The organism is Sphingomonas sp. CV7422, assembly GCF_027945725.1.
Classification (GTDB): Bacteria; Pseudomonadota; Alphaproteobacteria; order Sphingomonadales; family Sphingomonadaceae; genus Sphingomonas; species Sphingomonas kyungheensis.
Genome location: NZ_CP115900.1, coordinates 1,584,218 through 1,610,054 on the forward strand (window position 1 = coordinate 1,584,218; position 25,837 = coordinate 1,610,054).

A 25,837-nucleotide genomic window follows, 5' to 3' on the forward strand; every position below is an offset into this window, starting at 1 on the left:
AAGCACGCTCTCTTCGGAAGCCTCTGCCGCACTCCTGCGCCACCCGTGGGAGACAGCACATGGCCAGTCAGCCGACCTTTGCCCCGTACATGCCGCTGCGACATGCAGCGCCCAAGCCAAACATCCGCATCGCCTACATCGCCGGCGACGCTTCGATCGCCATCCAGCGCGGGATGGCAGCCGAACCCGCCGCTAAGCGCGAGAGCACGCTGGAAGAGCTGGCGATCGCCGGGCTTGCCGGCGAACTGATCGCCGCCGGCCGTGAGCTGCTGTCGCCGTCGATGTACGCCGCGTTCCTGCGGTGGGGCGAGGTCTCCTCGCATTTCAGTACCGACCATCAAGGCGACGAGGAAGGCACTCGGCGTTGCACGTTAACATCGAACGCCCTTTCGGCGGTCACCGCAATCACGCCTGGCAACAAGCATGACATGGCGCTGAAGATGTACCTCGCCTCGATGGAGGCTGCTGACTGCGCGGCGTTCTCGGCCCTGTCGATGGCGGACGCAGCGATGGCCAACATCGCTCCCGACCTGATCGAGAGCCTCGCGCGCGACCTTCCCGCACAATCACCGGTCATTGCCTGCCTAGAAGAACTGGGCAAACTCGCGTGGACCGCATCGGGCAACCCGGCCTTTTCGCTGTCACTGCCGATCGGCACCATCATTACCAGTGCATTCAGGGCGGCTCGCGGTGAACTCGACCTCGCCATCCCGGCGCCGAGCCCGCTCCCGGCGGTGCTGGACGGATACAGCCCGTACATGCGTGGCCCGTTGGTCGCCTGGCAAAAGGCATATGCGGTATATGAAGCCGCAGCAGCTGAGCTGCATGCCTATCAGCGAGACGTCTACAGTCCGACGGCTGCTCGCTACACCGAACTTCGTGGCGACCCACGATCACCGCTAACAGCAGAGATCGAAGCCTGGCTGTCGACCGTCCCCATCGACGAGGTGCAGGACCACTTCGACGATCTGGTGATGGCGAAGCACGATGCATCGGAACGGCTGTGGGCAATGCCTGCGCCAAGCACCGTGGAATTGGCAACGAAGCTGAAGATCTTCCATGAGGCCGAAGGTTGGGATCTGACCTGCGCCGGAGACGTGATCGAGCGCATCACCGCCGACGCGCGCCGCTTCGGCCGTTACGGCGCCTTCCTGCAGCCCGACCTTAATCTGCTTGCGGCATTCCGTCGGCGCGCTGCCGAGGCGGCATACTGGCTGTCGGACGATCACCCTCCGGCGACTGATGAGATCGAGGAGCGATCGAACGCCATCGTAGTCGAAGCTGAAGCGGTGCTGTTCGGCACGGCAGCGACGACGGTTGAGGGTGTCATCGCGAAGCTTCGTACCCTCTACCCCCACATCAGCCAGGACGCTTTTGCAGAGCACGCTGTGACGAACCCTCGGCATCCGGACTTTCGCGCAGGCCTGAAGGTCGCCGATGGCAACGACCAAGTCCTGTGGGCTTGTATCGAGGATCTCGCCCGCATCGGCGGCAACGACCTGACGGAGCAGGGCGCATGATCGGCATGTTCGACTTGGATTGGCAGACGTCGATGCCGCTCTCGAAGATCGAGAGGATCGCGTACACCGGCAGCGATAAGCATGGCCAGTCCCAGTACCGCATATGCATGGAGGGCGGTGGAAGTGGCGAGCTCAGCGGGTTCGCCTACACGCGTATCGCGTCGACACCGCTGCAACTCGTCCCTGCAAATCCGGGTATCGAGGCCTTGATGGTCGATGTCGACAGTGACGAGACTTACGTGAACCGCTCGCCGGTTATCGCTTGGGCGCGGTGCTTTGATGGTTCGGTTCGCATCGTCACCCCCGCTGGCGTCGACGATGGCCACATGTGGAAAGAAGGCCAAGGCTATGTCCTGATGCCCGACGGCTCCGTGCATTCGGTCGGTGAGTACCTCGACGTCATCCGCTTCGATAATCTGGATGCCTACGTCGCGTACGAGGTCGATCAGCATCGAGTACGCGCCCAAGCGCGGGCGCTCGCGGAGCAAGAGGCATGAACGGCCTGTTTGAAGCGGCCGATCAGGTCGGCGGCTATACAACGGGCCAGTTCCCGCTCGCTGACATCGAGTCGATCAGCACGTGCGCTCAGCGCAAGGGCGTGCCGGGCGAATGGTGGATAGTGCGTCGCCGGGGCAATCTCGACAGCGTCTATCTGTCGGAGACGTTGTGGCAGAGCCTCATGCGTCGGCCTGTGCAGCTCATGCCCGTCAATCCGACATATTCCATCATTCGGTTCGGCTGTGACGGCGAAGGCGCCTGGACCATGAGCGAGCAAATCCTCGCCTGGGCGCTGTGCTACGACGGCGAGATGCGGCCCGTCACCCGTGATGGCGTCGACGCAGGCCTACCGTTCTGGGACCCCGTGTACATCCGAATGCCGGATGGGACGCTGGATGCTGGTCCACACTGCGATCGGATTAATAGTCTCGAGGAAGCGATGGCTGTAGCTCGCCGGGAATGGGACGCCAAGCAGGCGCGCGAGGTGCAGGCATGACGTGCGCCCGCTGCACCCACTTCAGCGCCAAGGCCGCGTCTGACGCCACCATCCAGCCGGTGAAGGAAGACCTTAGCGCCGTCGGCGTCTGCCGTCGCTACCCGCCTCAGATGACTAAGCGCGGCGACGCCTTCCTAACCTCGATCTTCCCGAACGTGCACCGCGAGAACGCTTGCGGTGAGTTCGAAGACAGGATGCCACTATGCTGATGGGCTGCGTAGGCCGGAACTGTGCCTCCTGCACCTGGTGGGAGCGGCAGGGGCCGCAATTGTCGAAGGCGACGCGAGATCCGTCAGCGGCTCCTGACACCGGGACGTGCCAAGTGCATGCGCCGGTCGTCATTCAGGGCAACAGCCCCTTTCCGGTTTCCATGTTCCCAGTGACGCACGAGACGCGCTGCTGCGGTGAGTGGCAGGCCATCGGCAGCGATGGCCCTGAAGGTGGCGAGACGGTCGTACCGTTCCCTACGACGGCAAGGCTGGCGGCATGACGAGCTTGGTCATCAGACGCGAGCCAGCTAACTTAGTAACCTGGCGTGCTTCGATTACGCGCACTCGCCAACGCGGCGAACCCAGCCCCTGCAACGAGGGACGTAGCGAACCATGCGCCCAGCACACCGATAACCAACATGTGAACCTCTCTCTCACCAGCTCATTGATCGGCCGGCTGTTTGTTATCTCGACCAGGTTTATCGCGATAACAAGCCAGCAGAGTTGCCTTATCATTCGTGAGGCGGCGGCATGACGCTTCTGCCCCCGTTCGTCTGCGAGGTGGTAAAGGTCCATGATGGCGATGGGCCGCTCTGGTGCCGATCGGGGCAGCGCGTCCGCATCGCTGGCATCCAAGCGCCGGACTTCGATAGCGCCGAGCCCTGCCGCCGGCCCGCCCCGCGCCGCGCTGCCTATACCTGCGACGACCGGGCCGCCGCTCAATCGCAGCGCATCGTGTCGAGCCTGACGCTCGGCAAGCGCCTGACCTGCCAGCCGCAGGGGATGAGCTACCGCCGCATCGTGGCGCGCTGCACGCTGCCGGACGGCCGCAGCCTATCATGCGCGGCGATCGCCGCCGGCGCCGCCGTCCGGTGGGACCGGTACTGGCGTCAATATCGCATGGGGGAGTGCCGCTGATGGGACTGGCGCTGGAGAAGCTGCCTGACTGGCCGGCGGGAATGAACCGTGATCTGGCGCTGGCCTATACCGGCGTCGGCGAGGCGCAGCTGCGCGAGTGGGAAAGCCGCGGGTTGGTGCGGTTCCGCCAGCGCGGCCCGCGCGGCGCGGCGATCGCGCCGCGATCCGACCTCGACGCCGCGCTGCTGCTGCTGTTCGGTGCGCCGAGCGGCGCGGACGACGCGATCGAATTCGACGAGGACGAGTGATGGCGCGACCGCGGGGATGGGTGCGGCTGCCAGCCTACGTGCGCGCAACGAAGCGGGCATCGGGCGAAACCGCCTATTATTGGGAACTGCCGCCTTGGGCGCGGCCGACTCGCGCGCCCGACGGGACGATGATCCCCGCGGTGCGCGACGGCCGCCGCTGCGCGCTGACGAACACGTCGCTCGGCACGGATCTCGCCGCCGCGATCACGAAGGGCGAGGCGCTCAACCAAGCGCTGGCTTACTGGCGCACCGGCGAGGGCGGGATCGGCATGGCCAAGGGGACGGTCGAGTGGCTGTTCGCCTGGTACCGCGAGCAGGAGCGATTCAAGAAGAACGTCGCCAAGACCCGCAGCGATTACAAGAAGCTCATGGACATGCTCGCCGCGTTCGAGCCGAAGGCCGGCGCCGCGCCGCTCGGCAAGCGCATGGCGAACAAGGTCGACGCGGGCGTCGCGGACAAGCTCTATCGCAAGCTGCGCGAGCGCGGCGAGCGGCAGGCGACCTATGCCATGCAGGTTTGCCGGCTGGTCTGGACCTGGGCGGCGCGCCACCACCGCGTCACGGGCGTGAAGGAGAACCCGTTTGCCGGCATGGGGCTGAAGAGCACCGCGGCCAAGGGCAACCGGGCGACGACGCGCGCGGAATACGACCTGTACCGCGCCACCGCGCGCGACATGGGCTTCCAGTCGATGGCCACCGCCGCCGCGCTGTCGTTCGAATGCTGCCAGCGCGTCTGGGATGCGTTCGGCTTCGAGGACGCCGAGGGCGAGTAGCATCGCGGGATCGAGTGGGCCGGATATGAGCCCGGCAAGCAGATCGCGCTGGTTCAGTCGAAGACCGGCAACCCGGTCGTGCTGCCGCTGACGATCGAAGTGGGCGGCGAATCGGTGCGGCTATACCCGGACCTCGAGGACGAGCTCGCGCGCACGCCCCGCACCGCCGCCGTCATCGTGGTCGAGGAGCGCAGCGGCAAGAAATACAAGGAGCGCCGCGTCTCGTCGGTGCACCGCGCGATCTGCGTCCAGGCCGGGTTGCCGAAGGATATGACGTTCACAGGCTTCCGGCATGGCGGGATCACCGAGGTCGGATCGGTCAGCGCCGACGTGCGGCCGATCTCCGGACACGCGACGCTCGACGTCACGCGGATCTACAACAAGGCGACCGCTGACAAAGCTCGCGAAATTGCCGCGGCGCGCCGGGCGCACGTCATCAAGTTGGGGGAGGATTTGTCGGAAAGCGTATCGGAACATGTCGAATAGACATGGCTCCGCCGCTGTCGAAAACTACGGTTTTCTGCGGTGGAGAGTGGTGGACGCACTTGGGCTCGAACCAAGGACCCGCTGATTAAGAGTCAGCTGCTCTACCAACTGAGCTATGCGTCCACATGACCTGGCCTGTTTTGGCGCTTTGGAGAGGCGCCGGCCCCGTCGGGAGGCGGCCAATTAGCAGTCGTGCCGCAGGATGCAAACCCTTTTTCGCAGCCGCAGCGATTTTTCTCTCAGCGGCGCGACACGCGGCGATTGGTGCGGTCGATCGACATCAGGATGCCTAGGCACAGCAGCACCGTCATCTGCGCCGAACTGCCGAAGCTGACGAGGGGGAGGGGGATGCCGACCACCGGCGCTAGGCCCATGACCATCGCCAGATTGATCGCGACGTAGAAGAAGATCGTCGTCGCCAGCCCCGCCGCGGTCAGCCGGGCGAAGCGCGTCGTCGCCTGCTGGCCGACGTTGACGCCCCAGCGCACCACCAGGATGAAGGCGAGGATCAGCAGGCAGCCGCCGACCAGCCCCCATTCCTCCGCCATCGTCGCGAAGACGAAGTCGGTATGGCCCTCGGGCAGATAGTCGAGGTGGCTCTGCGTCCCGTTGAGGAAGCCCTTGCCCCACAGGCCGCCGGAGCCGATCGCGATCTTCGACTGGCTGATATGATAGCCGGTGCGCAGCGGATCGCTTTCGGGATCGAGGAAGATCAGCACGCGGTTGCGCTGATAGTCGTGCAGCACGTAGTTGAAGGCGATCGGCGCGGCGACGGCGAGCGCGAGCGCGCCGCCGATGAACAGCCGCATCGGCACGCCGGCAAGGAACATTACGACGACGCCGCCGCCGCAGACCATCAGCGCGGTGCCGAGATCGGGCTGTTTGGCGATCAGCGCCGCGGGTATGCCGATCAGCAGCGCCGCCGGCCAGATCGCGCCGAACCGCCGCGTCTCGTTGGGCGGCAGCATGTCGTAGAAGCGCGCGCAGGCGAGCACGATCACCGGCTTCATGAATTCGGACGGTTGCAGCTTGATGCCGACATCGAGCCAGCGCTGGCTGCCGCCGCGGACCGCACCGACCAGCTCGACCAGCACCAGCGCGATGACGATCACCACATAGGCGGGCAGCGCCGCGCTCTTCCACACCCGCTCGGGAACGTAGGAGATGGCGAGCGCCGCACCGAGCAGCACGAAGAAGCGGATGCCCTGCGACAGCGCCCAGGGCTGCAGCGAGCCGCCGGCGGCGGAATAGAGGACGATCTGGCCGAAGGCACCGATCGCGACGACCAATGCGATGATCCGCCACGGCTGGCGGGCGATCGGGTCGGGGACGATGCGGCTGCGGGTCATGGCTGGGTCCGTCCGCTCGGATCGCTGGCGTCGGCGGGTTCGGCGTCGCCGGTCACGGCGACTGGTGCCATCGCCGCCTGGGTCTGGTTGGCGAGGTCGGTCGCCGCCTCGACCGCGTCCGAATCGCTCGGCACGGTCGCGTCGGTCTTGGTCGCATTGGCGGCGGGCGGCGGCGATTGCGCGGCGCGATAGGCGGCGGCCTGCGCCGCCATCCGGGTGCCGATGTCGCCGCCCCAGGTCGGCTCAACATCGGCGAGCGCCTTCATCGCGCGGTCGCGGTCGAACTGATAGGTCATGATGTCACGCGCGATCATCGGCGTATCGAGATTGCGGACGGTGTGACCATTGTGTTCGAGCACCACCGCGATCGCATATTGCGGATTGTCGTGCGGGGCGAAGCCGACGAACAAAGCGTGGTCGCGCATCTTGAACGGCAATTGGCCGTTCTTGATGACGCCGGTGCTGCGCCGTTCCGCCATGGTGATGCGGCGCACCTGCGCGGTGCCGGTCTTGCCGGCGATCGCCACCCCGGGGACGAGCAGCCGCGCCGCCGCGCCGGTGCCGCCCTGGTTGATCACACCGTACATCGCGTCACGGACAATCGCGAGATGTTCGGACGGGACCGGCAGTGCCGGGGCGTCGAGATGGACGTGACTGGCGAGCAGGCTCGGCTGCAACGCCCGCCCGGACGCGATCCGCGCCGCCATCACGGCGAGCTGCAACGGATTGGCGAGCACATAGCCCTGGCCGATCGAGGCGTTGAGGCCATCGGCGACGGTCCAGGGATGTTTGTACTTGCGCAGCTTCCATTCCGAATCGGGAACGGTGCCGTAGCGCTGCGTCGCCAGCGGCAGGTCGAACTTCTGGCCGAGCCCGACCATCCGCGCCACCGGTGCGATCTTGTCATAGCCCTGGCGGCGGATCATCTCGTAGAAATAGATGTCGCAGCTCTGCTCGATCGCGCCCTTGAGGTCGAGCGGACCGTGGCCGCCCTTCTTGTGGCAGTGGAAGATGCCGGTGCCGACGCGCAGCGCACCCGAGCAGACGATCCGGTCGTGCGCGCCCACCCCGGCGGCAAGCAGCGCCAGGCCGTTCATCGGCTTGACCGTCGATCCCGGCGGATAGAGGCCCTGCGTCACCTTGTTCATCAGCGGCACGTGGTCGTCGTCGGACAGCATCTTCCATTCGAGATGGCTGATCCCGTCCGAAAAGCTGTTGGGGTCGTAGGCGGGCATCGACACCATCGCGAGCATCTCGCCCGTCCGGCAGTCGAGCACCACCGCCGACCCCGAATTGGAGCCGAGCCGGCGCGCCGCATATTCCTGCAGACCGGCATCGATCGTCAGCCGCTGCGTCTTGCCCGGCACGTCGGCACGGGTCGGCAGCTCGGCGACGACCTTGCCGCGCGCGGTCACCTCGACGCGCTTGGCCCCGGCGACGCCGCGCAGCAGCGGTTCGAGCTGCTTCTCCAGCCCGTCCTTGCCGAGCTTGAAGCCCGGCGTGACGAGCAGCGGGTCGTGCGTCTTCTTGAACTGTTCGGCATTGGCCGCGCCGACATAGCCGGTGAGGTGGGCGACCGCGGCACCCGCCGGATAGGCGCGCGCGAAGCCGCGCGTCGGCGCGACGCCGGGCAATTCGGGCTGGCGCAGGCTGATCGCGGCGAACCGGTCCCAGCTGATGTTCTCGGCGACCTGCACCGGCTGGAAACCGGCGGCGCCGTCGAGGTCGATCCGGATCCGCTCGACGTCGTCGGGGGTGAGATCGAGCAGCCGGGCGAGCAGCGCCAGCACGCGGTCGCGTCCGGCGTCGCCGCCCTCGAGCCGGTCGGGGATGATATCGATGCGGAAATCGGTGCGGTTGTTGGCGATCGGCGCGCCGTGGCGATCGACGATCCAGCCGCGGCGCGGCGGGATCATCGTCAGATTGACGCGATTGCTCTCAGCGAGAAGATTGTACTTCTCGTTCTGCGCGATCGCCAGCCAGCCCATCCGCCCGGCGAGCAGCAGCCCGACGCCGGCCTGCGCGGTGCCGAGCAACCAGGCGCGACGCGAGAAGCTGTAGGTCTGCATCGCCTCGGTGACCATCTTGGGCGAGCGGCGCATCATGCCGCATCTCCGCGGCGGCGGTCGATCCAGGCGACGGCGCGGACGGCGAGGGGGAAAAGCATTACCGTAATCACGATCTGCGCCAATAGCACGGGATCGACGTGCGCGCCGAGAGGCAGTGCGATCCAGCGGCCGACGGTCAGGCAAAAGGCGATGGCGCCGGTGGCGATCAGCCAGTCCTGCCAGAAATCGCGGAACACCAGACGCTGTTCGATCAGGTCGATGGCGATAAAGCACAAGGACCAGAGCAGCACCGACGAGCCGAGCGGCTGGCCGCTGACCAGATCGTCGAACAGCCCGAGCGGCGCCGCCGCCCATGGCCGCAGCGCGAACCGGGCGAGCAGCCGCCAGGTGAGCAGCAGCAGCAGCCCGAGCGGCGGCATCAGCGCGAGGCTGGCGACGACGGGCAGGATCGCGGTGACGGCCGAGGCGGCGATGACGCTGATCCATGGCAGCGCGCGCGCCCGGCCAGGCGGCAGCGGCAGTTCGAACGGCCGATAGTCGATCGTGTTGCGGGACATGGCGACGCTTCGCTGTTCGCTTAGCGCGCTGGCGCAGCGGGACTGACCGCCGGCCCGGCACGGGGCGGCAGCGGCGGCGGCATCGGCATGAACGGCCGTTCGACGATGACGAAATCGACCGCGTCGGGCGGCGCATAGGGGGTGGCGACGACGCTGTCCGACCCCGCGCGCTCGACCCGCGCTACGGGCACGCCGGGTGCGTAGAGACCGCCGATCCCCGAGCTGACGAACATGTCGCCGGGCGCGAAGCGCACGTTGGCCGCGCCGACCGAGCGGATGTCGACCCGGCCGTCGCCGCGCCCCGCCGCGATCGCGGGCAAGCCGTCGCGCGTCCGCCGCACCGGCACGAGGCTCTCGGGATCGGTGATCAGCAGCACCCGCGCCGCGATCGGCCCGGATTCGAGCACCCGGCCGACCAGCCCCTCCGGTCCCAGCACCGGCATGCCCGGCGTCACGCCCTGGACGCGGCCGGCGTTGAGCAGGGCGAAGCGGCGGCCGCTCGACGCGGTCGAGGCGACCAGCCGGGCGGTGAGCACCGGCTCCGGCGTGCGGTCGCGCACCCGCAGCAGGCCGCGCAGCCGGCGATTGTCATAGGCGATGACCCGCGCCTTGCTGAGCAAGGCGTCGTGGCGCTTCAGTTCGGCGCGCAATGCCGCATTCTCGCCATGGACGTTGATCCAGGTGCCGATCGCCTGCGGCACGGAGGCGATCGCATCCGTCCCGCTGTCGAGCAGGCTGGCGACGGGGGCGGTGACGCTCGCCACGGCCATCCGCGCGGCGCTGAACGCCGGCGGATTGAAGATCGAGGCGGCGAGCAAAGCGGCGCCGACCACCGCGCCCGCCACCGCGAGCACGTAGCCGAAGAACGCCGAATACTGCCGTCGCCGCGAGAAACCCGTGCGACGGTCGCGGGCAGGCGCCATGCGCCGAAATCCCCCCGTCTCGTGTGGAAACTAAGTCTGTATCAGCCGGTCTGGAGCACGCCGCGGAACATCGGATCCTCCAGCGCGCGCCCGGTGCCGAGCGCGACGCAGGTCAGCGGATCCTCGGCGACGGTGACCGGCAGGCCGGTCTCGTCGCGCAGCACCTCGTCCAGCCCTTCGAGCAGCGCGCCGCCGCCGGTCAGCACGATGCCCTGGTCGACGATGTCGGCGGCGAGTTCGGGCGCGGTATTCTCCAGCGCGACGCGCACGCCCTCGACGATCGTCGCGACCGGCTCGCTCAGCGCCTCGGCGATCTGGCCCTGGTTGATCTGGATCTCCTTGGGCACGCCGTTGACGAGGTCGCGGCCCTTGACGAAGATGATCTTGCCGATGCCGTCGGCGGGGGGGCGGGCGATGCCGACCTCCTGCTTGATCCGCTCGGCGGTCGATTCACCGATCAGCAGATTGTGGTTGCGGCGGACGTAGCTGACGATCGCCTCGTCCATCTTGTCGCCGCCGACGCGGACGCTGGTGGTATAGGCGAGGCCGCGCAGCGACAGCACCGCGACTTCGGTGGTGCCGCCGCCGATGTCGACGACCATGCTGCCGATCGGCTCGGTGACGGGCATGTCGGCGCCGATCGCCGCCGCCATCGGCTCCTCGATCAGATAGACCTGGCTGGCGCCGGCGTTGGAGGCGGCGTCACGGATCGCGCGGCGTTCGACCTTGGTCGAACCCGACGGCACGCAGATCACGATCTCCGGCCAGCGCGCGAACTTGCGCGGGCCGTGCACCTTGCGGATGAAATGCTTGATCATCTCTTCCGCGACGTCGATGTCGGCGATGACGCCGTCGCGCAACGGACGGATCGCCTCGATCGACCCCGGCGTCTTGCCCATCATCAGCTTGGCGTCGTCGCCGACCGCCTTGACCCGGCGCACGCCGTTGATCGTCTCCACCGCGACGACGGACGGCTCGTTGAGCACGATGCCGCGACCGCGGACATAGACCAACGTGTTGGCGGTGCCGAGGTCGATCGCCATGTCATGCGACATGAATTTGAAGAAGCGGGGTAAGGCCATCGGGCGCTAGGTTCCGTATGCGGGACGCGTGTTCGAGACACAGGGTTTCATGAGACCCGCCGCCGACCGTGTGGTCACAGTGTTCATCACGTTCAGCAGAAGGGCTCGCGGGAGGCCGTCGCTTGGTATAGAGGATGCGCGGTGTCAATACGCCGTCTGCCCGAACATCTCGTCAATCGAATTGCTGCCGGTGAAGTGGTGGAAAGGCCCGCCAGCGCGTTGAAGGAACTGGTCGAGAACGCGATCGACGCCGGCGCCACACGGATCGCGATAAGTCTTTCCGAGGGCGGACTTTCGCGCATCGACGTCGCCGACGACGGCTGCGGCATGACGCCGTCCGACATGGCGCTGGCGCTCGAACGGCATGCGACGTCGAAACTTCCCGACAGCCTGCTCGGCGACGATGGCGCGATCGATCGGGTGGCGACGCTCGGCTTCCGCGGCGAGGCGCTGCCGTCGATCGCCAGCGTCGCGCGGCTGACGATCGAGAGTCGAATCGCCGGCGCGGAGGGCTGGGCGCGCACCGTCGACAATGGCGTGCTCGTCCGCGAAGGGCCGGCCGCGCTGCCGCCGGGGACGCGGGTGATCGTCGAGGGGCTGTTCGCCCGGGTGCCGGCGCGGCGCAAGTTCCTGCGCTCGCCGCGCGCCGAATATGCCGCCTGCCTCGATGCGGTGCGGCGGCTGGCGATGGCGCGGTGCGACATCGCCTTCACGCTCGAACATGACGGCCGCCGCGCGCTGGCCGTGACGCTCGCCGAGGAACGGCCGGCGCGCGTCGCCGCGCTGACCGATCGCGCGCTCGCCGACAATGCGGTGCCGGTCGATCTCGAACGGCCGACCGAGGCGGGGGCGCTGGTGCTCGGCGGGGTGGCGAGCATCCCGACCTACAATCGCGGCGTCGCCGACCATCAATATCTGTTCGTCAACGGCCGCCCGGTGCGCGACCGGTTGCTGATGGGGGCGATCCGCGGCGCCTATGCCGAGATGCTGCCGCGTGACCGCCATGCGGTGGTCGCGCTGTTCCTCGACGTGCCGGCGAGCGAAGTCGACGTCAACGTCCACCCCGCCAAGACCGAGGTCCGCTTCCGCGACCCGGCGCTGGTGCGCGGCCTGATCGTCTCCGGCCTGCGCCGCGCGCTCGATGCCGCCGGGCATCGCAGCGTGCAGCGGCCGGCCGAGACGGCGTTGCAGATGTGGCATACCGGCCAGCCCGCCGGCCCGGCCGACGCCATCCGACCGGATGAGGCGGCCTTCGCCGCCAATGCGGCCCCGGCGCTGGCGGAGCTGGGGCAGGGCGTCCGCGACTATCGGCCGACCTTCTTCACCGCGCCGCCCGCCGCCCGCGCCGAGCCCGCCTGGGCGCCCCCGCCCGAGACGGTGTCGCATCCGCTCGGCGTCGCGCGCGGGCAGGTCGCCAAGACCTATATCGTCGCGGAGGCGGAAGACGGGCTGGTGCTGGTCGATCAGCATGCCGCGCACGAACGCCTCGTGCTCGAACGGATGCGCGCCGCGCTCGCCGGCGGCCGCATCGCGGCGCAGGCGTTGCTGATCCCCGAGGTGGTCGAACTCGATGAGCCGGCCTGCGACCGGCTGACCGCGCGGATCGGCGAGCTCGCCGAACTCGGCCTCGACCTCGAACGGTTCGGGCCGAGCGCGATGCTGGTCCGTACGACGCCGGCGCTGCTCGGCCAGGCCGACCCGACCGGGCTGGTCACCGATCTGGCCGATGAGCTCGCCGCGTTCGATTCGGCGCTGTCGCTGCGCGAGCGGCTCGATGCGGTGGCGGGGACGATGGCCTGCCACGGTTCGGTGCGCGCCGGCCGCATCCTCGGCGTCGCCGAGATGAACGCGCTGCTCCGCGAGATGGAGGCTACGCCGCATTCGGGGCAGTGCAATCATGGCCGGCCGACATGGGTGAAGCTGGCGCATGGCGATATCGAGCGACTGTTCGGGCGCCGCTGACCGCATCTTCGAAAAGCCAGGCCTCGGCGGCGGGGCGATCGTCGAAGAAGGCGACGTTGGCGCGACCCGGTTCGGGCAGGCGCAGGATCTGCTGACGGGCGAGCGAATGGTTGACGACGAAGGCGAGCCGCCGACTGCGCAACCGCGGATCGCGGACGATCCCGGTAAAGGCATCGACCACCTCGCGCGTCTGGATGCGCATGCCCGACGCGTCGATCAGGATCAGATGACCGTGGGGTGCGGCAGGGAGCTGTCCGCACGCCTCTTCACAGGCGGCGCGTAACGCGGCGACATCCTCGGTCAGGTAGAAGCCCGCGCAGGTCAGCGTCAGGAGGTGACGAGCGGGTTCGACGGCGATGTTGAATTGCGCTGGCATGGTCACATCCATTATGGACGCAATGTTTCTGCCTCGTTAATCCGATCGTGATCGAGATCAGCTTCGCCCGTCACGGACATGAAAAAGGCCGCCCGGATCGCTCCGGACGGCCTTTTCGATACGGCTGACGAAGGGCGATCAGCCCTGCGCCGGCGCCTCGTCGGCGCGGGCGGGCGACTCGGCGGTCGCGCCCGGCTCGGCGTTGGGATCGTAATCCTCGGTGAAGCCGGCCTCGTCACGCTCGAACATCGACGACATGACGTCGACGCCCGATGCCTGCATCTCGGCCTCTTCGGGCGAGCGCGCGACATTGACCTTGACCACCACGGTGACTTCCGGATGGAGCGCGACGCGCACGTCGTACAGGCCGATCGACTTGATCGGCTTGTCGAGCACGACCTGCGCCTTGGTCACCTTGTGGCCGTCGGCGACCAGCGCCTCGACCAGATCGCGGACCGCGACCGAACCGTAGAGCTGGCCGGTGTTCGATGCCTGACGGATCAGCGTGACCGACGCGTCCTTGAACGAGACCGCTTCCTTCTCGGCTTCGCCGCGACGGTTGGCGTTCTCGCTCTCGATGCGGGCGCGGTTCGCCTCGAACACCTTGCGGTTGGCTTCGTTGGCGCGCAGCGCCTTCTTGTTCGGCAGCAGGAAGTTACGGGCGAAACCGTCCTTGACCTTCACCACGTCGCCGATGGCGCCGAGCTTCTCGACGCGCTCAAGCAGAATGACGTCCATTGATCGGACTCCTTACTTAACGACGTAGGGCAGCAGGCCCAGGTGACGGGCACGCTTGATCGCCTGGGCGAGCTCGCGCTGCTTCTTGGCGCTCACCGAGGTGATGCGCGACGGGACGATCTTGCCACGCTCGGACACGAAGCCCTGCAGCAGGCGGACGTCCTTATAGTCGATCCGCGGCGCATCCTTGGCGCTGAACGGGCACGACTTGCGGCGGCGGAAAAACGGACGCGCCATTATGCGGCCTCCTCTTCACGGTCACGACGGGGAGCACGATCGCCACGGTCGCCGCGCGGCGCGCCATCACGGCCGCCCTCGCGATCGCCGCGACGCTCACGGTCACGCTCCTGCTTGCGCATCATCACGGTCGGGCCGTCTTCCAGCGTGTCGACCTTGACGGTCATGTAGCGGATGACGTCTTCGTTGATCTGCGTCTGGCGCTCCAGCTCGGCCACGACATGGCCGGGGGCGTCGATCTCGAGCATGACGTAATGCGCCTTGCGGTTCTTGGCGATGCGATACGCGAGGCTGCGCAGGCCCCAGGTCTCGGTCTTGACGACCTTGCCGCCATTGTCTTCGATGATCTTGGTGGCGGTTTCCGCCAGCGCGTCCACCTGCGCCTGTGCCAGATCCTGGCGCGCAAGGAACGTGTGCTCGTACAGAGCCATGCCTTGTCCTTCGTTGGCCGATCGCTGACGCCGCCCCATGCGACGCCCCTCCGGCTGTCTTCGTCCACGTAAAAACCGGGGCGGAGAGACTGGCTCCCCACCCCGGTTGGCATTCTCATACGCGACCTGCCTCAAAAAGCAAGCGCGTCACCCGGTTCAGCGGAACGAGCGCTGGATCACCCGGACGATCGTGCCGTTGTTGCGGACCAGGATCGCGTCATTGCCCGAGCGCGCCCAATATTGCCCGCGGCCAGGCGCGGCGAGGCGATAGGTGCGATAGTCGCGGACGACGCGATAGTTGGTCGCATGGCGGCGATCGAAGCGCTGGCCGACGCGCCATGCCTGCGGGCCGGTGTTGCGGACGGTGGTGCGCTGCGTCACGACGGTGCGGCCGTTGGGGCGCTCCTTGACGGTGGTGACGGTGCGCTCGCGCTGGACCGGCGCCGCATCGGCGGCGGCGACCGCCATCGGGCTGGCGACCAACGTGGCGGCGATGGCGCTCATCAACAGCTTCTTCATGTTCAACACTCCCATTGTCAAAACCGGCGCCGTCGCCGGCGTCACGACAGAAGATGGGTGCGACCTGTCGCAAACCTCTCCCGCCGATCCGCCAAAACGGTCGCAGGGTGTCGCAACTCCAATGGGTTCGTTCAGGTTGCGTGGGGGCCGCAGCGGCCCTAGTGGCGCGCTCCTGCAATCAAGGGAGTGGCACGATGCGGGCATTCATCTTCCCCGGCCAGGGCAGCCAGGCGGTCGGCATGGGCAAGGCGCTGGCCGAGGCGAGCGCGGTCGCGCGCGAGGTGTTCGGCGAGGTCGACGAGGCGCTCGGCCAGAACCTCTTCCGGCTGATGACCGACGGCCCGGCGGAGGAGCTCCAGCTCACCGCCAATGCGCAGCCGGCGATCATGGCCAATGCGATCGCGACGTTGCGCGTCGCCGAGCGCGAGGGCGGCCTCCGCCTCGCCGACACGGCCGATTACGTCGCCGGCCACAGCCTCGGCGAATATGGCGCGCTGTGCGCGGCGGGGGCGATCGATCTCGCCACCACCGCGCGGCTGCTGCGCCTGCGCGGTCAGGCGATGCAGGCGGCGGTGCCGGTCGGCGAGGGCGCGATGGCGGCGCTGCTCGGCGCCGATCTCGCCAGGGCGCAGGCGATTGCGGAGGCTGCGGTGGCGGCGGTCGCGGCGGAGGGCGGCGGCGATCTGGTCTGTACCGTCGCCAACGACAATGATCCGTCGCAGGTGGTGATCTCCGGCCACCGCGCCGCGATCGAGCGTGCGGTCGCGCTCGCCAAGGAGCATGGCGCCAAGCGTGCGGTGCTGCTGCCGGTTTCCGCGCCTTTCCACTGCCCGCTGATGCAGCCCGCCGCCGAGGCGATGCAGGCGGCGCTCGCCGACGCGCGCATCGCCGCGCCGCTGGTGCCGGTCTATGCCAACGTCGACGCCGCGCCGATCGCCGACCCCGACGCGATCCGCGCCGCGCTGGTCCGCCAGGTGACGGGGATGGTCCGCTGGCGCGAATCGGTGCTGGCGATGGCCGAGGGCGGCGTGACGCAGTTCGTCGAATTCGGCGGCAAGGTCCTCGCCCCCATGGTCAAACGCATTGCCCCCGACGTCGAGGCGATCAGCGTCGTCACCATGGACGACATCGAGGATTTCCTTAAACGGGTGTAATGTTCACGCGAAGACGCGACGACGCGAAGATGGTGGAGCTCGAGGCGGCTGCTTCGGACGTCATCGACGTTTCTTTACGACTTCACCGTGAGTTAGGGCCAGGCCTGCTGGAAAGCGTCTACGAAACCGTGTTGGCGGCCAAGCTCACCAAGCTCGGCTATGACGTCCGCCGGCAGGTTCCGGTGTCGTTCGAATTCGAGGAGCTATGGTTCGAGGTCGCTTTCCGGATCGATCTGGTCATCGCCAGTGCCCTGCTCGTTGAAATCAAGTCGGTCGAGCGGTTGAACGCCGCTCATGCGAAGCAACTGCTCACTTATCTAAGACTTACCAAGCAGCCCCTCGGGCTGCTTATCAATTTCGGAGGTGCGACGCTCAAGGAGGGGCTGCGACGTATCGTCAACGGCCACACCCCCTCCGCGTCTTCGCGTCTTCGCGTGAACCAACAAGGATAGGACATGTTCGATCTCACAGGTATGACCGCATTGGTGACGGGCGCGTCGGGCGGAATCGGCTCGGCCATCGCCACCGCGCTGGCGGGGCAGGGGGCGCGGCTGGCGGTGTCGGGGTCGAATGCCGACAAGCTGGAGGCGTTTCGCGCCGGGCTGGGCGGCGATCACGTCGCGGTGCCGTGCGATCTGTCGGACGCCGCCGCGGTCGATGCTCTGGTGCCGCAGGCGGTCGCCGCGCTGGCCGGGCGGATCGACATCCTCGTCAACAACGCCGGCGTCACCCGCGACAATCTGGCGATGCGGATGAAGGACGAGGAATGGGATCAGGTGATCCGCGTCAACCTCGAAGCCGCCTTCCGGCTGATCCGCGCCTCCGCCAAGCCGATGATGAAGCAGCGGTTCGGCCGCGTCGTCTCGATCACCTCGGTGGTCGGGCAGACCGGCAATCCGGGCCAGGCGAATTATGCCGCGTCGAAGGCGGGGCTGGTCGGCATGTCCAAGGCGCTCGCGCAGGAGCTCGCCAGCCGCAACATCACCGTCAATTGCGTCGCCCCCGGCTTCATCCGCTCGGCGATGACCGACGCCTTGCCCGAGGCGCAGAAGACCGCGCTGCTCGGCCGGATCCCGGCGGGCGACCTCGGCAATGGCGGGGACATCGCCGCCGCGGTGGTCTATCTCGCCAGCCGCGAGGCCGGATACGTCACCGGCCAGACCTTGCACGTCAACGGCGGTATGGCCATGATCTGACCGGGTTGCGGCTCGATCCGGATCGATCGACCTTAACAGACGCTTGCCACCCGCACGCCTGCGTTCTACGGGCGTTCGGGAGAAACGAAACACCCCCAAAGCGAAGAGGGACTATACCATGAGCGAGACCGCCGACCGCGTGAAGAAGATCGTCGTCGAGCATCTCGGCGTCGAAGCCGACAAGGTGACCGAGGACGCGAGCTTCATCGACGACCTGGGCGCCGACAGCCTCGACATCGTCGAGCTCGTCATGGCGTTCGAGGAGGAATTCGGGGTCGAGATCCCCGACGATGCCGCCGAGAAGATCACGACCGTCAAGGACGCGATCACCTATATCGACGAGCACAAGGGCTGAGCCTTCGGCTTGCCCGCGCCCGCTGAGGGCCGGATTTGAACGGCTCCCCGTCCCCGATTATGTGGGCGGGGGGCCGTTTTTCGTAAGAGCCGCCCGCCCCGTCGGGTGGCGTCGTGTGAGATGGAATGGAGTAAGGGTATGCGGCGCGTTGTCGTAACCGGTCTGGGGCTGGTCACTCCGCTTGGCGCGGACGTCGAGACCGCCTGGGCGAACCTGATCGCGGGCAAGTCGGGCGCGGGGCCGATCACGCGCTTCGACGCCTCCGACCAGAAATGCACGATCGCCTGCGAGGTGAAGCCGGCGGATCATCCTTATGGCTTCGATCCCGACAAGCGCGTCGATCACAAGGTCCAGCGTCAGGTCGATCCCTTCATCGTCTACGGCATCGATGCCGCCGGGCAGGCGCTCGAGGATGCCGGCCTGACCGAGATGAGCGAGGCGGAGCGGTTCCGCGCCGGCTGTTCGATCGGTTCGGGCATCGGCGGCCTGCCGGGGATCGAAAGCGAATCGCTCGTCCTCGCCGAAAAGGGGCCGAAGCGGGTCAGCCCGCATTTCGTCCATGGCCGGCTGATCAACCTGATCTCGGGTCAGGTCTCGATCAAATACGGGTTGATGGGGCCGAACCACGCGGTGGTGACCGCCTGTTCGACCGGCGCGCATTCGATCGGCGATGCGGCGCGGATGATCGCGCTCGACGATGCCGACGTGATGCTTGCCGGCGGATCGGAAAGCACCGTCTGCCCGATCGGCATCGCCGGCTTCGCCGCGGCGCGCGCGCTCAACACCAGCTTCAACGATCGCCCCGAACAGGCGAGCCGTCCCTATGACCGCGACCGCGACGGTTTCGTGATGGGCGAGGGCGCCGGCGTCGTCGTGCTCGAGGAATATGAGCACGCCAAGGCACGCGGCGCGAAAATCTATTGCGAGGTCGTCGGTTACGGCCTGTCGGGCGACGCCTTCCACGTCACCGCGCCGGAACCCGAAGGCTCGGGTGCCTATCGGTCGATGGAGATGGCGATCCGCAAATCGGGGCTCGCACTGTCGGATATCGACTATATCAACGCCCACGGCACCTCGACGATGGCGGATATGATCGAGCTCGGCGCGGTGAAGCGGTTGTTCGGCGATGCGATCGGCGGACTGTCGATGAGCTCGACCAAGTCGGCGATTGGGCATCTGCTCGGCGGCGCCGGCGCGGTGGAGAGCATCTTCTGCATCCTCGCGATGCGCGACCAGATCGTGCCGCCGACGCTCAACCTCGACAATCCGTCGGAGGGCGCGGAAGGCGTCGATCTCGTGCCCCATGTCGCGCGCAAGCGGGAGGTGCGGGCGGTGCTCAACAATTCGTTCGGCTTCGGCGGCACCAACGCCTCGCTGGTGATGAAGACGATCTGAGCCGATGCGCAAGGTCGGCTGTCTCGGTCTGCTGATCGGCCTCGTCGCGCTGGTCGCGGCGTTCCTCGTCGTACAGGGCTGGGGCGGTGCCGGCCCGGCGCCGCGGACGCTGACCGTGCAGGTGGCGGAGGGCAGCAGCCTCGCCGGCGCGGCGCGCGCGCTGGAGAAAGCCGGGGCGATCCGCTCGGCCGGCCGCTTCCGCCTGCTCGCGCGCGTGTTCGGCTCGGGCGAGCCGATCAAGGCGGGCGAATATCGCATCCCCGCCCACACCAGCGCCGCCGACATTCTCAAGATGCTACAGGGCGGCAAGGTGCTGCAGCGGCTGGTGGTGGTGCCGGAGGGCTATCCGTCGGTGCTGGTGCATGATGCGCTGATGAAGGCGGACGGCCTCACCGGTGACGTCGCGGTGCCGGCGGAGGGGTCGGTGCTGCCCGACAGCTATGCCTTCCAGCGCGGCGACACGCGGGCGAGCGTCGTCGCGCGGATGCAGACGGCGATGCGCGACTATCTCGCCGCCGCCTGGGCGAAGCGCAAGCCGGGCATCGCGGTGACGACGCCGGCGCAGGCGGTCATCCTCGCCTCGATCGTCGAGAAGGAAACCGGCAAGCCGGCCGAGCGGCGCATGGTCGCGGCGGTCTACGGCAACCGGCTCAAGCGCGGCATGCCGTTGCAGGCGGACCCGACGGTGATCTATCCGATCACCAAGGGGCGGCCGCTCGGCCGGCGCATCCTGCGGTCCGAATTGCAGGCAAAGAACGGCTATAACACCTATGCCGAGGCGGGATTGCCGATCGGCCCGATCGCCAATCCCGGCCGCGCGTCGATCGATGCGGTGCTCGATCCGCAGGCGACCAACGCGCTCTATTTCGTCGCGGACGGCACCGGCGGTCACGTCTTCGCCGACACGCTCGCACAGCATAACGCCAATGTGCAGAAATGGTATGCGATCCGCCGTCAGCGCGGCGAGATGTAACGGTCAGCGCGCCAGACCATCCGCCCGCAGCCGTGCCGCCAATTTCATCCGGGACGATGCGGCGAGCGCGCGGCAGGCGCCGGGTGCGGTGCGGAACCGGTCGGTGGCGCCGTCCTGATCGGCGTGGGCGGTGATCAGCAGATCGCAGGGCATTGATTGCATCACCCGGTAACTGTGGCGGAAGCCCGCGACGATCGGACGGCTCGCCGCGGCGGTGTAGCGATAGCCGTCGCTCGATACCGGGTTGAGGCTCGCCGCGAAGACGATCGCCTTGCACGTCATCGCCTGGCAGGCGCGCCAGCTCCAGCTCATGCTGCCCATCGTATGCCCCGGCGTCGCATGCGCGGTGACCGCGGTATCGCCGAGCGTCACCCGTTCGCCGTCGCGGATCACCCGGACGGCGGCGACGGCGGGGAAGCGGCTGTCATAGCCGCGCTGTGGATCGTCGGCGGCGAGCCGGCCGCTGCGCAGCCCTTCGGCGCCCCGCGCACTGGCGATGACCGTCGCGCCGGTCGCCCGGACGAGCGCGGCAAGGCCGCCGGCATGATCGAAATGCGGTTCGGTGCTGAGGATATAGCGGATGTCGCGCGGGTCGAAGCCGAGCCTTCTGACATTGGCGAGGATCGCATCGGCCGCCTGCGGCAGCGCCCCGTCGATCAGGATCAGCCCCTCGCCGGTATCGATCAGCGCGACGTTGAGCCCGCCGAAGCCGACCAGATAGCTTTTCCCGAAGACGCGCACCGGCGGTCGCGGCGCGAGCCATTCGGCGGCATGATCCGACGCGATCGGGCGGGTCAGCGGATCGTCGACCGGCGCGGCGGTCTGGGGCGTGAGCAAGGCGGCGAGCAGGCTGGCGATCATTCGGGCGTCTCCTTTGGCCATCGCATGCCCGTCGCGCCGGGGGCGTACAAAGCATCTTCCCTCGCGCGAGCCATGAGCATTATTCATGACGACATGGATCGCGCCCAGCTCCCGCTCAACGCCCTGCGCGCCTTCGAGGCCTCCGCGCGGCACCTCAACTTCACCCGCGCGGGGATCGAATTGTGCGTCAGCCAGGGCGCGGTGAGCCATCAGGTCGCGGCGTTGGAGCTCCGTCTGGGGACGCGGCTGTTCCGCCGCCTGCCGCGCGGGCTGGCGCTGACCGACGACGGGCAGGCGCTGGTGCCGGTGCTCGCCGAGACGTTCGACCGGATCGGCGCGACGCTCGACCAGTTCGCCGGCGGGCGCTTCCAATATACGCTGGCGCTCGGCGTCGTCGGCACCTTCGCGACCGGCTGGCTGTTGCCCCAGCTCGATGATTTCGCCGCGCGTCACCCCCACATCGACGTCCGCCTGTCGATCAACAACAATCGCGTCGACCTGGCGGGGGAGGGGCTCGACGGCGCGATCCGCTTCGGCGACGGCGCGTGGCACGGGACGCAGGCGGAGCCGTTGCTCGCCGCGCCGCTGACCCCGCTCTGTGCACCGAGGATTGCCGCGCGCTTGCAGGCGCCCGGCGATCTGGCGCGCGAGCGGCTGCTGCGCTCCTATCGGGTCAGCGAATGGGAAAGCTGGTTTGCCGCCGCGGGACTGGCGGCGCCGGCGTTGCGCGGGCCGATGTTCGACAGTTCCGCGGTGATGGCCGGCGCGGCGATGGCGGGACTGGGCGTCGCGCTCGCCCCCCGCGCGATGTTCCTGCGTGAACTCGCCGCCGAACAGCTCGTCCAGCCGTTCGGTCTCGAGATCGACGCGGGGCGCTATTGGCTGACGCATCTGCTGTCGCGCAAGCCGGGGCTGGCGATGGCGGCGTTCCGCCAGTGGCTGGTCGCGGCGGCGGCATGACCGCCGCCGCGTACGATCAGCGCTTGAGCGCGCTGGCGGCGCGGGCCTTGGCCTCGACCTCTGCCATCGTGCCGCCGGTGACCCAGCTGCCGCCGACGCACAGCACCGGATCGAAGGCGAGCCAGTCGGGTGCGCTCGTCTCGGTAATGCCGCCGGTCGGGCAGAAGCGGCATTGGTAGAAGGGAGCGGCGAGCGCTTTTAGCGCCTTCAGGCCGCCCGAGGTCTCCGCCGGGAAGAACTTGAAATGCGTCAGGCCGAGGTCGAGGCCGCGCATGATGTCACCCGCGGTGGCGGTACCGGGCAGATAGGCGACGCCGGCGTCGAGGATCGGCGTGGCGAGCCGCTCGGTCAGGCCCGGCGAGACGATGAATTCGCAGCCGGCGTCGATCACCTGCCGCGCCTGCGCCGCGTTCACCACCGTGCCCGCGCCGACGATCGCGCCCGGCACGCGCTTCATCTCGGCGATCGCCTCCATCGCCGCGCCGGTGCGCAGCGTGACTTCGAGCACCCTGAGCCCGCCGGCGACGAGCGCCTCGGCGAGCGGACGGGCGGTGGCGGCGTCGTCGATCACCAGAACCGGGATGACGGCGCTGGTCTGCATGATGGTGGCGATATCGGTCATGACGCGAGGGCCTTTTATGCGTGGTCTTGGGCGAAGGCCGCAGCGGCGCCGAACAGGCCGGGCTGCGGATGGGTGATGAGCTTGACGGGGATGCCCGCCATCATGTTCTGGAACCGGCCCTTGGCGACGAAGCGCTGATCAAAGCCGGAGCGGATCAATTTGTCCTTGATGCGCAGGCCGAGCCCGCCGGCGATCACCACCGCCTTGGCCCCCTGCGCCAATGCGAGGTCGCCCGCGACCGCGCCGAGCGCGAGGCAGAAGCGATCGAGCGCGGCGAGCGCGATCGAATCGGTGCCGTCGAGCGCCTCGGTCCAGATCGTCTTGTCGTCGCGGCTCGGCACCGGCCGGCCCTCGAGCTCGGCGAGCGTCTCGTACAGGGCGACGATGCCCGGTCCTGAGCAGATCCGCTCCGCCGACACGCGCGTATAGGTACGGCGCAGCCGCTTGACGACCGCATCCTCGATGCCGTCGAGCGGCGCGTAATCGACATGGCCGCCTTCGGTCGGCAGGACGTGATAGACGCCCTTCGCCTTGTAGACCTGCGCGACGCCGAGCCCGGTGCCCGGACCGCAGACGGTCGTCACGCCCTCCGTGGGGAGCGGGCGGTCGGGGCCGCAGAGATGTTCGAAATCGGCATCGGGCAATTGCGCGACGGCATGGCCGACCGCACCGAAATCGTTGATGACGGTATAGATGTCGGCGCCGAGCCGCTCGGGGATCAGCGACGGGCGGATCACCCAGGGATTGTTGGTCAGGCGGATGATGTCGCCGGTGATCGGCGAGGCGACGGAGATCGCCGCGGCGCGGGGCAGCGGCGTACCGTGGCGCGCGGCGAATGCCTGCCACGCGGTCTGCAGGCTGGCGTGCTCCGCGGTCTTGAGCGTCACCGGCTCGCCGAGCGAGACGACCCGGCCGTCCTCGACCTCCGCGATCGCGAAGCGGGCGTGGGTGCCGCCGATATCGACGCTGACGAGCTGCATGGGTCTTCTCTCCTGATCATCCTATGTGTGTTGCTGCGAAGGCAGGAACCCAGGGTAGACGGGCGGTGCGCCCGCGATTCTGGGCTCCCGCTTCCGCAGGAGCACGGTCGTTACAATCCTGCCGCGGCGAGCATGCCGGATGCGCCCTTTTCGGCCTCGTCGGCGAGCCCGCGGAACATCGCGAACAATTCACGCCCGGTGCCGCTTGCCGCGCCGGGTGCGTCGCACAGCGGGCGCGCCAGCCATTCGGCGGGGTCGACCAGCGCATCGAGCGTGCCGTTGAGCGCATCGACACGGATGATGTCGCCGTCGCGGATCTTGCCGATCGCGCCTTGGCCGAGCGCCTCGGGCGAGCAATGGATCGCGCAGGGCACCTTGCCGCTCGCCCCCGACATGCGGCCGTCGGTGACCAGCGCCACCTTGAAGCCGCGGTTCTGCAAGACGCCGAGCGGCGGGGTCAGCTTGTGCAGCTCGGGCATGCCGTTGGCGCGCGGGCCCTGGAAGCGGACGACGACGACCATATCCTGCTCCAGCTCACCGCGCTTGAACGCCTCGAGCACGTCGAGCTGGTCGTGGAAGACGCGCGCCGGCGCCTCGATCACCCAGCGGTCGCGATCGACCGCGGAGACCTTGATGCAGGCGCGGCCGATGTTGCCGGCGAGGATGCGCATCCCGCCATCGGGCGAGAAGGCTTCGCCGACCGGGCGCAGGATCGTCGTGTCGCCGCTGTCGCCGACCGGCTGCCAGCTGAGTGCCTCGTCGACGATCACCGGCTTTTCGGCATAGACGGCGAGGCTGTCGCCGCTCACCGTGGTGATGTCGCCATGCAGCAGGCCGGCCGCCAGCAATTCGCGCACGACGAAGGGCATGCCGCCCGCCGCCTCGAAAGCGTTCACGTCGGCGGCACCGTTCGGATAGACGCGCGCGATCAGCGGCACCGCGCGGCTGAGCCGGTCGAAATCCTCCCAGTCGATGACGATCCCCGCCGCGCGGGCGATCGCCGGCACGTGGAGCAGATGGTTGGTCGAGCCGCCGGTGGCGAGCAGGCCGACCGCCGCATTGACGATCGCGCGCTCGTCGACGCAATGGCCGAGCGGCCGGTAATCGTCGCCGCGCCAGCCGATGCCCGCGAGCCGGTGCACCGCGGCGCGGGTCAGCTCCTGGCGCAACTTGGTGCCGGGATTGACGAAGGCGGCGCCCGGCATGTGCAGGCCCATCACCTCCATCATCATCTGATTGGTGTTGGCAGTGCCGTAGAAGGTGCAGGTGCCCTTGCCGTGATAGGCCTGTATCTCGGCGTCGAGCAGCTCCTCACGCCCGGCCTTGCCCTCGGCATAGGCCTCGCGCACCGCCGCCTTGGCCTTGTTGGGCAGGCCGGAGGGCATCGGGCCGCCGGGGATCAGCACCATCGGCAGATGGCCGAAGCGCAACGCGCCCATCAGCAGCCCCGGCACGATCTTGTCGCAGATGCCGAGCAGCGCGGCGCCCTCGAACGTGCCGTGGCTGAGCGCGACCGCGGTGGCGAGCGCGATCGTGTCGCGGCTGAACAGCGACAGCTCCATGCCGGCATAGCCCTGCGTCACGCCGTCACACATCGCCGGGGTCGCCCCCGCCACCTGCGCGGTCGCGCCGACCTCGCGCGCCCAGACCTTCATGAGTTCGGGATAGCGGTAATAGACGGCATGCGCGCTCAGCATGTCGTTATAGGCGGTGACGATGCCGATGTTCATGCCGCTGCCGGCGCGCAGCGTGTCGCGATCCTCCTCGGTGCCGGCATAGGCATGGGCGAGATTGGCGCAGCCGAGCTGCGGGCGGCGGGCGCCCGTCTCGCGCTCGCGCTCGATCAGCGCCAGATAGGCGCTGCGGCGCTCGCGCGATCGTTCGATGATGCGATCGGTGACGGCGAGGACTTCGGGGTTCATGACGCGGATCCTGGGGAGGGGCGACCGG

At 68.2% G+C, this 25,837-nt stretch carries 29 protein-coding genes and 1 tRNA gene; 15 read left to right on the forward strand and 15 right to left on the reverse strand.

Going from position 1 to position 25,837, the window contains the following annotated elements:
* Window positions 1–59: 59 nt before the first annotated feature.
* The 7 genes from PBN85_RS07700 (at window position 60) to PBN85_RS07730 (ending at window position 5,148) form a co-directional block, all read left to right on the forward strand.
* Window positions 60–1,520, forward strand: a complete 1,461-nt coding sequence (locus PBN85_RS07700; RefSeq protein WP_271300665.1) for a hypothetical protein — start codon at window positions 60–62, stop codon at window positions 1,518–1,520.
* Entirely contained in the window at window positions 1,517–2,017 is a 501-nt protein-coding gene (locus tag PBN85_RS07705) for a hypothetical protein (protein ID WP_271300666.1), read from the forward strand. The genes PBN85_RS07700 and PBN85_RS07705 overlap by 4 nt, the downstream gene beginning before the upstream one ends.
* Window positions 2,014–2,514, forward strand: a complete 501-nt coding sequence (locus tag PBN85_RS07710; protein ID WP_271300667.1) for a hypothetical protein — start codon at window positions 2,014–2,016, stop codon at window positions 2,512–2,514. Before PBN85_RS07705 ends, PBN85_RS07710 begins: the two co-directional genes overlap by 4 nt.
* Before the next feature lie 740 nt (window positions 2,515–3,254).
* Window positions 3,255–3,641, forward strand: coding sequence for a thermonuclease family protein (locus tag PBN85_RS07715; protein ID WP_271300668.1), 387 nt, complete (start codon window positions 3,255–3,257; stop codon window positions 3,639–3,641).
* The gene (locus tag PBN85_RS07720) at window positions 3,641–3,889 is read left to right on the forward strand and encodes a hypothetical protein (RefSeq protein ID WP_271300669.1); all 249 of its coding nucleotides are present in this window, start codon (window positions 3,641–3,643) and stop codon (window positions 3,887–3,889) included. The genes PBN85_RS07715 and PBN85_RS07720 overlap by 1 nt, the downstream gene beginning before the upstream one ends.
* A gap of 128 nt (window positions 3,890–4,017) precedes the next feature.
* Window positions 4,018–4,662, forward strand: coding sequence for a hypothetical protein (locus PBN85_RS07725; protein WP_271300670.1), 645 nt, complete (start codon window positions 4,018–4,020; stop codon window positions 4,660–4,662).
* A 78-nt stretch (window positions 4,663–4,740) separates the two neighbouring features.
* The gene (locus PBN85_RS07730; RefSeq protein ID WP_271300671.1) at window positions 4,741–5,148 is read left to right on the forward strand and encodes a hypothetical protein; all 408 of its coding nucleotides are present in this window, start codon (window positions 4,741–4,743) and stop codon (window positions 5,146–5,148) included.
* A gap of 47 nt (window positions 5,149–5,195) precedes the next feature.
* On the opposite strand, the gene PBN85_RS07735 is transcribed toward PBN85_RS07730, so the two are convergent.
* The 6 genes from PBN85_RS07735 to PBN85_RS07760 form a co-directional block, all read right to left on the reverse strand.
* A tRNA-Lys gene (locus tag PBN85_RS07735) sits at window positions 5,196–5,271 on the reverse strand.
* A 116-nt stretch (window positions 5,272–5,387) separates the two neighbouring features.
* Window positions 5,388–6,497, reverse strand: a complete 1,110-nt coding sequence (gene rodA / locus PBN85_RS07740) for a rod shape-determining protein RodA (protein ID WP_037531046.1) — start codon at window positions 6,495–6,497, stop codon at window positions 5,388–5,390.
* On the reverse strand, window positions 6,494–8,599 hold the full coding sequence (gene mrdA, locus PBN85_RS07745; protein ID WP_271300859.1) for a penicillin-binding protein 2: 2,106 nt from the start codon (window positions 8,597–8,599) through the stop codon (window positions 6,494–6,496). The genes rodA and mrdA overlap by 4 nt, the downstream gene beginning before the upstream one ends.
* Window positions 8,599–9,123: a rod shape-determining protein MreD gene (gene mreD, locus PBN85_RS07750; protein WP_037531049.1), complete on the reverse strand. Its 525-nt coding sequence runs from the start codon at window positions 9,121–9,123 to the stop codon at window positions 8,599–8,601. Before mreD ends, mrdA begins: the two co-directional genes overlap by 1 nt.
* A 20-nt stretch (window positions 9,124–9,143) precedes the next feature.
* Complete coding sequence (gene mreC, locus PBN85_RS07755) at window positions 9,144–10,046, reverse strand: rod shape-determining protein MreC (RefSeq protein ID WP_271300672.1); 903 nt, start codon at window positions 10,044–10,046, stop codon at window positions 9,144–9,146.
* Between the two features lie 41 nt (window positions 10,047–10,087).
* Entirely contained in the window at window positions 10,088–11,128 is a 1,041-nt protein-coding gene (locus PBN85_RS07760) for a rod shape-determining protein (protein WP_037531054.1), read from the reverse strand.
* A gap of 141 nt (window positions 11,129–11,269) precedes the next feature.
* Here PBN85_RS07760 and mutL point away from each other — a divergent pair, with 141 nt between their 5' ends.
* Window positions 11,270–13,090, forward strand: coding sequence for a DNA mismatch repair endonuclease MutL (mutL, locus tag PBN85_RS07765; RefSeq protein ID WP_271300673.1), 1,821 nt, complete (start codon window positions 11,270–11,272; stop codon window positions 13,088–13,090).
* Here mutL and PBN85_RS07770 read toward each other — a convergent pair.
* The 5 genes from PBN85_RS07770 to PBN85_RS07790 all read right to left on the reverse strand — a co-directional run bounded on the left by PBN85_RS07770 (window position 12,999) and on the right by PBN85_RS07790 (window position 15,391).
* A complete protein-coding gene (locus PBN85_RS07770) occupies window positions 12,999–13,466 on the reverse strand; it encodes an STAS/SEC14 domain-containing protein (RefSeq protein WP_152542068.1) in 468 nt (155 codons plus the stop codon). The genes mutL and PBN85_RS07770 overlap by 92 nt on opposite strands.
* A 138-nt stretch (window positions 13,467–13,604) precedes the next feature.
* The gene (gene rplI, locus PBN85_RS07775; protein ID WP_037531061.1) at window positions 13,605–14,204 is read right to left on the reverse strand and encodes a 50S ribosomal protein L9; all 600 of its coding nucleotides are present in this window, start codon (window positions 14,202–14,204) and stop codon (window positions 13,605–13,607) included.
* Window positions 14,205–14,216: 12 nt separating this feature from the next.
* The gene (gene rpsR, locus PBN85_RS07780; RefSeq protein ID WP_007403456.1) at window positions 14,217–14,441 is read right to left on the reverse strand and encodes a 30S ribosomal protein S18; all 225 of its coding nucleotides are present in this window, start codon (window positions 14,439–14,441) and stop codon (window positions 14,217–14,219) included.
* Entirely contained in the window at window positions 14,441–14,872 is a 432-nt protein-coding gene (gene rpsF / locus PBN85_RS07785; protein ID WP_037531064.1) for a 30S ribosomal protein S6, read from the reverse strand. Before rpsF ends, rpsR begins: the two co-directional genes overlap by 1 nt.
* Before the next feature lie 156 nt (window positions 14,873–15,028).
* Window positions 15,029–15,391, reverse strand: coding sequence for an RcnB family protein (locus PBN85_RS07790; RefSeq protein WP_037531066.1), 363 nt, complete (start codon window positions 15,389–15,391; stop codon window positions 15,029–15,031).
* Between the two features lie 194 nt (window positions 15,392–15,585).
* Here PBN85_RS07790 and fabD point away from each other — a divergent pair, with 194 nt between their 5' ends.
* The 6 genes from fabD (at window position 15,586) to mltG (ending at window position 20,464) form a co-directional block, all read left to right on the forward strand.
* A complete protein-coding gene (gene fabD / locus PBN85_RS07795; RefSeq protein ID WP_037531069.1) occupies window positions 15,586–16,545 on the forward strand; it encodes an ACP S-malonyltransferase in 960 nt (319 codons plus the stop codon).
* A 29-nt stretch (window positions 16,546–16,574) separates the two neighbouring features.
* Window positions 16,575–16,997, forward strand: coding sequence for a GxxExxY protein (locus PBN85_RS07800; RefSeq protein WP_037531146.1), 423 nt, complete (start codon window positions 16,575–16,577; stop codon window positions 16,995–16,997).
* Window positions 16,998–17,000: 3 nt separating this feature from the next.
* A complete protein-coding gene (gene fabG / locus PBN85_RS07805; protein ID WP_271300674.1) occupies window positions 17,001–17,741 on the forward strand; it encodes a 3-oxoacyl-[acyl-carrier-protein] reductase in 741 nt (246 codons plus the stop codon).
* Between the two features lie 118 nt (window positions 17,742–17,859).
* Entirely contained in the window at window positions 17,860–18,096 is a 237-nt protein-coding gene (locus PBN85_RS07810) for an acyl carrier protein (protein WP_019515010.1), read from the forward strand.
* Window positions 18,097–18,234: 138 nt separating this feature from the next.
* Window positions 18,235–19,491: a beta-ketoacyl-ACP synthase II gene (fabF, locus tag PBN85_RS07815; protein ID WP_037531075.1), complete on the forward strand. Its 1,257-nt coding sequence runs from the start codon at window positions 18,235–18,237 to the stop codon at window positions 19,489–19,491.
* A gap of 4 nt (window positions 19,492–19,495) precedes the next feature.
* The gene (gene mltG / locus PBN85_RS07820; protein ID WP_271300675.1) at window positions 19,496–20,464 is read left to right on the forward strand and encodes an endolytic transglycosylase MltG; all 969 of its coding nucleotides are present in this window, start codon (window positions 19,496–19,498) and stop codon (window positions 20,462–20,464) included.
* Between the two features lie 3 nt (window positions 20,465–20,467).
* Here mltG and bla read toward each other — a convergent pair whose 3' ends face one another.
* Window positions 20,468–21,325: a subclass B3 metallo-beta-lactamase gene (gene bla, locus PBN85_RS07825; protein ID WP_271300676.1), complete on the reverse strand. Its 858-nt coding sequence runs from the start codon at window positions 21,323–21,325 to the stop codon at window positions 20,468–20,470.
* 93 nt (window positions 21,326–21,418) lie between these two features.
* Here bla and PBN85_RS07830 point away from each other — a divergent pair, with 93 nt between their 5' ends.
* On the forward strand, window positions 21,419–22,285 hold the full coding sequence (locus PBN85_RS07830; RefSeq protein WP_271300860.1) for a LysR family transcriptional regulator: 867 nt from the start codon (window positions 21,419–21,421) through the stop codon (window positions 22,283–22,285).
* Window positions 22,286–22,301: 16 nt separating this feature from the next.
* Here the strand turns inward: PBN85_RS07830 and eda are convergent, their stop codons facing one another.
* From eda to edd, 3 genes are all read right to left on the reverse strand, one after another.
* Entirely contained in the window at window positions 22,302–22,907 is a 606-nt protein-coding gene (gene eda / locus PBN85_RS07835) for a bifunctional 4-hydroxy-2-oxoglutarate aldolase/2-dehydro-3-deoxy-phosphogluconate aldolase (protein WP_271300677.1), read from the reverse strand.
* Between the two features lie 14 nt (window positions 22,908–22,921).
* The gene (gene glk, locus PBN85_RS07840) at window positions 22,922–23,887 is read right to left on the reverse strand and encodes a glucokinase (RefSeq protein ID WP_037531083.1); all 966 of its coding nucleotides are present in this window, start codon (window positions 23,885–23,887) and stop codon (window positions 22,922–22,924) included.
* A 110-nt stretch (window positions 23,888–23,997) separates the two neighbouring features.
* Window positions 23,998–25,809, reverse strand: coding sequence for a phosphogluconate dehydratase (gene edd, locus PBN85_RS07845; RefSeq protein WP_271300678.1), 1,812 nt, complete (start codon window positions 25,807–25,809; stop codon window positions 23,998–24,000).
* Between the last annotated feature and the right edge of the window lie 28 nt (window positions 25,810–25,837).

Bases quoted from the DNA above. Each gene is read 5' to 3' on its own strand.
- PBN85_RS07700 (WP_271300665.1), top strand. From the start codon at position 60: ATGGCCAGTCAGCCGACCTTTGCCCCGTACATGCCGCTGCGACATGCA.
- PBN85_RS07705 (WP_271300666.1), top strand. From the start codon at position 1,517: ATGATCGGCATGTTCGACTTGGATTGGCAGACGTCGATGCCGCTCTCG.
- PBN85_RS07710 (WP_271300667.1), top strand. From the start codon at position 2,014: ATGAACGGCCTGTTTGAAGCGGCCGATCAGGTCGGCGGCTATACAACG.
- PBN85_RS07715 (WP_271300668.1), top strand. From the start codon at position 3,255: ATGACGCTTCTGCCCCCGTTCGTCTGCGAGGTGGTAAAGGTCCATGAT.
- PBN85_RS07720 (WP_271300669.1), top strand. From the start codon at position 3,641: ATGGGACTGGCGCTGGAGAAGCTGCCTGACTGGCCGGCGGGAATGAAC.
- PBN85_RS07725 (WP_271300670.1), top strand. From the start codon at position 4,018: ATGATCCCCGCGGTGCGCGACGGCCGCCGCTGCGCGCTGACGAACACG.
- rodA (WP_037531046.1), bottom strand. From the start codon at position 6,497: ATGACCCGCAGCCGCATCGTCCCCGACCCGATCGCCCGCCAGCCGTGG.
- mrdA (WP_271300859.1), bottom strand. From the start codon at position 8,599: ATGCGCCGCTCGCCCAAGATGGTCACCGAGGCGATGCAGACCTACAGC.
- mreD (WP_037531049.1), bottom strand. From the start codon at position 9,123: ATGTCCCGCAACACGATCGACTATCGGCCGTTCGAACTGCCGCTGCCG.
- mreC (WP_271300672.1), bottom strand. From the start codon at position 10,046: ATGGCGCCTGCCCGCGACCGTCGCACGGGTTTCTCGCGGCGACGGCAG.
- PBN85_RS07760 (WP_037531054.1), bottom strand. From the start codon at position 11,128: ATGGCCTTACCCCGCTTCTTCAAATTCATGTCGCATGACATGGCGATC.
- PBN85_RS07770 (WP_152542068.1), bottom strand. From the start codon at position 13,466: ATGCCAGCGCAATTCAACATCGCCGTCGAACCCGCTCGTCACCTCCTG.
- rplI (WP_037531061.1), bottom strand. From the start codon at position 14,204: ATGGACGTCATTCTGCTTGAGCGCGTCGAGAAGCTCGGCGCCATCGGC.
- rpsR (WP_007403456.1), bottom strand. From the start codon at position 14,441: ATGGCGCGTCCGTTTTTCCGCCGCCGCAAGTCGTGCCCGTTCAGCGCC.
- rpsF (WP_037531064.1), bottom strand. From the start codon at position 14,872: ATGGCTCTGTACGAGCACACGTTCCTTGCGCGCCAGGATCTGGCACAG.
- PBN85_RS07790 (WP_037531066.1), bottom strand. From the start codon at position 15,391: ATGAAGAAGCTGTTGATGAGCGCCATCGCCGCCACGTTGGTCGCCAGC.
- fabD (WP_037531069.1), top strand. From the start codon at position 15,586: ATGCGGGCATTCATCTTCCCCGGCCAGGGCAGCCAGGCGGTCGGCATG.
- PBN85_RS07800 (WP_037531146.1), top strand. From the start codon at position 16,575: ATGGTGGAGCTCGAGGCGGCTGCTTCGGACGTCATCGACGTTTCTTTA.
- fabG (WP_271300674.1), top strand. From the start codon at position 17,001: ATGTTCGATCTCACAGGTATGACCGCATTGGTGACGGGCGCGTCGGGC.
- PBN85_RS07810 (WP_019515010.1), top strand. From the start codon at position 17,860: ATGAGCGAGACCGCCGACCGCGTGAAGAAGATCGTCGTCGAGCATCTC.
- fabF (WP_037531075.1), top strand. From the start codon at position 18,235: ATGCGGCGCGTTGTCGTAACCGGTCTGGGGCTGGTCACTCCGCTTGGC.
- mltG (WP_271300675.1), top strand. From the start codon at position 19,496: ATGCGCAAGGTCGGCTGTCTCGGTCTGCTGATCGGCCTCGTCGCGCTG.
- bla (WP_271300676.1), bottom strand. From the start codon at position 21,325: ATGATCGCCAGCCTGCTCGCCGCCTTGCTCACGCCCCAGACCGCCGCG.
- PBN85_RS07830 (WP_271300860.1), top strand. From the start codon at position 21,419: ATGGATCGCGCCCAGCTCCCGCTCAACGCCCTGCGCGCCTTCGAGGCC.
- eda (WP_271300677.1), bottom strand. From the start codon at position 22,907: ATGACCGATATCGCCACCATCATGCAGACCAGCGCCGTCATCCCGGTT.
- glk (WP_037531083.1), bottom strand. From the start codon at position 23,887: ATGCAGCTCGTCAGCGTCGATATCGGCGGCACCCACGCCCGCTTCGCG.
- edd (WP_271300678.1), bottom strand. From the start codon at position 25,809: ATGAACCCCGAAGTCCTCGCCGTCACCGATCGCATCATCGAACGATCG.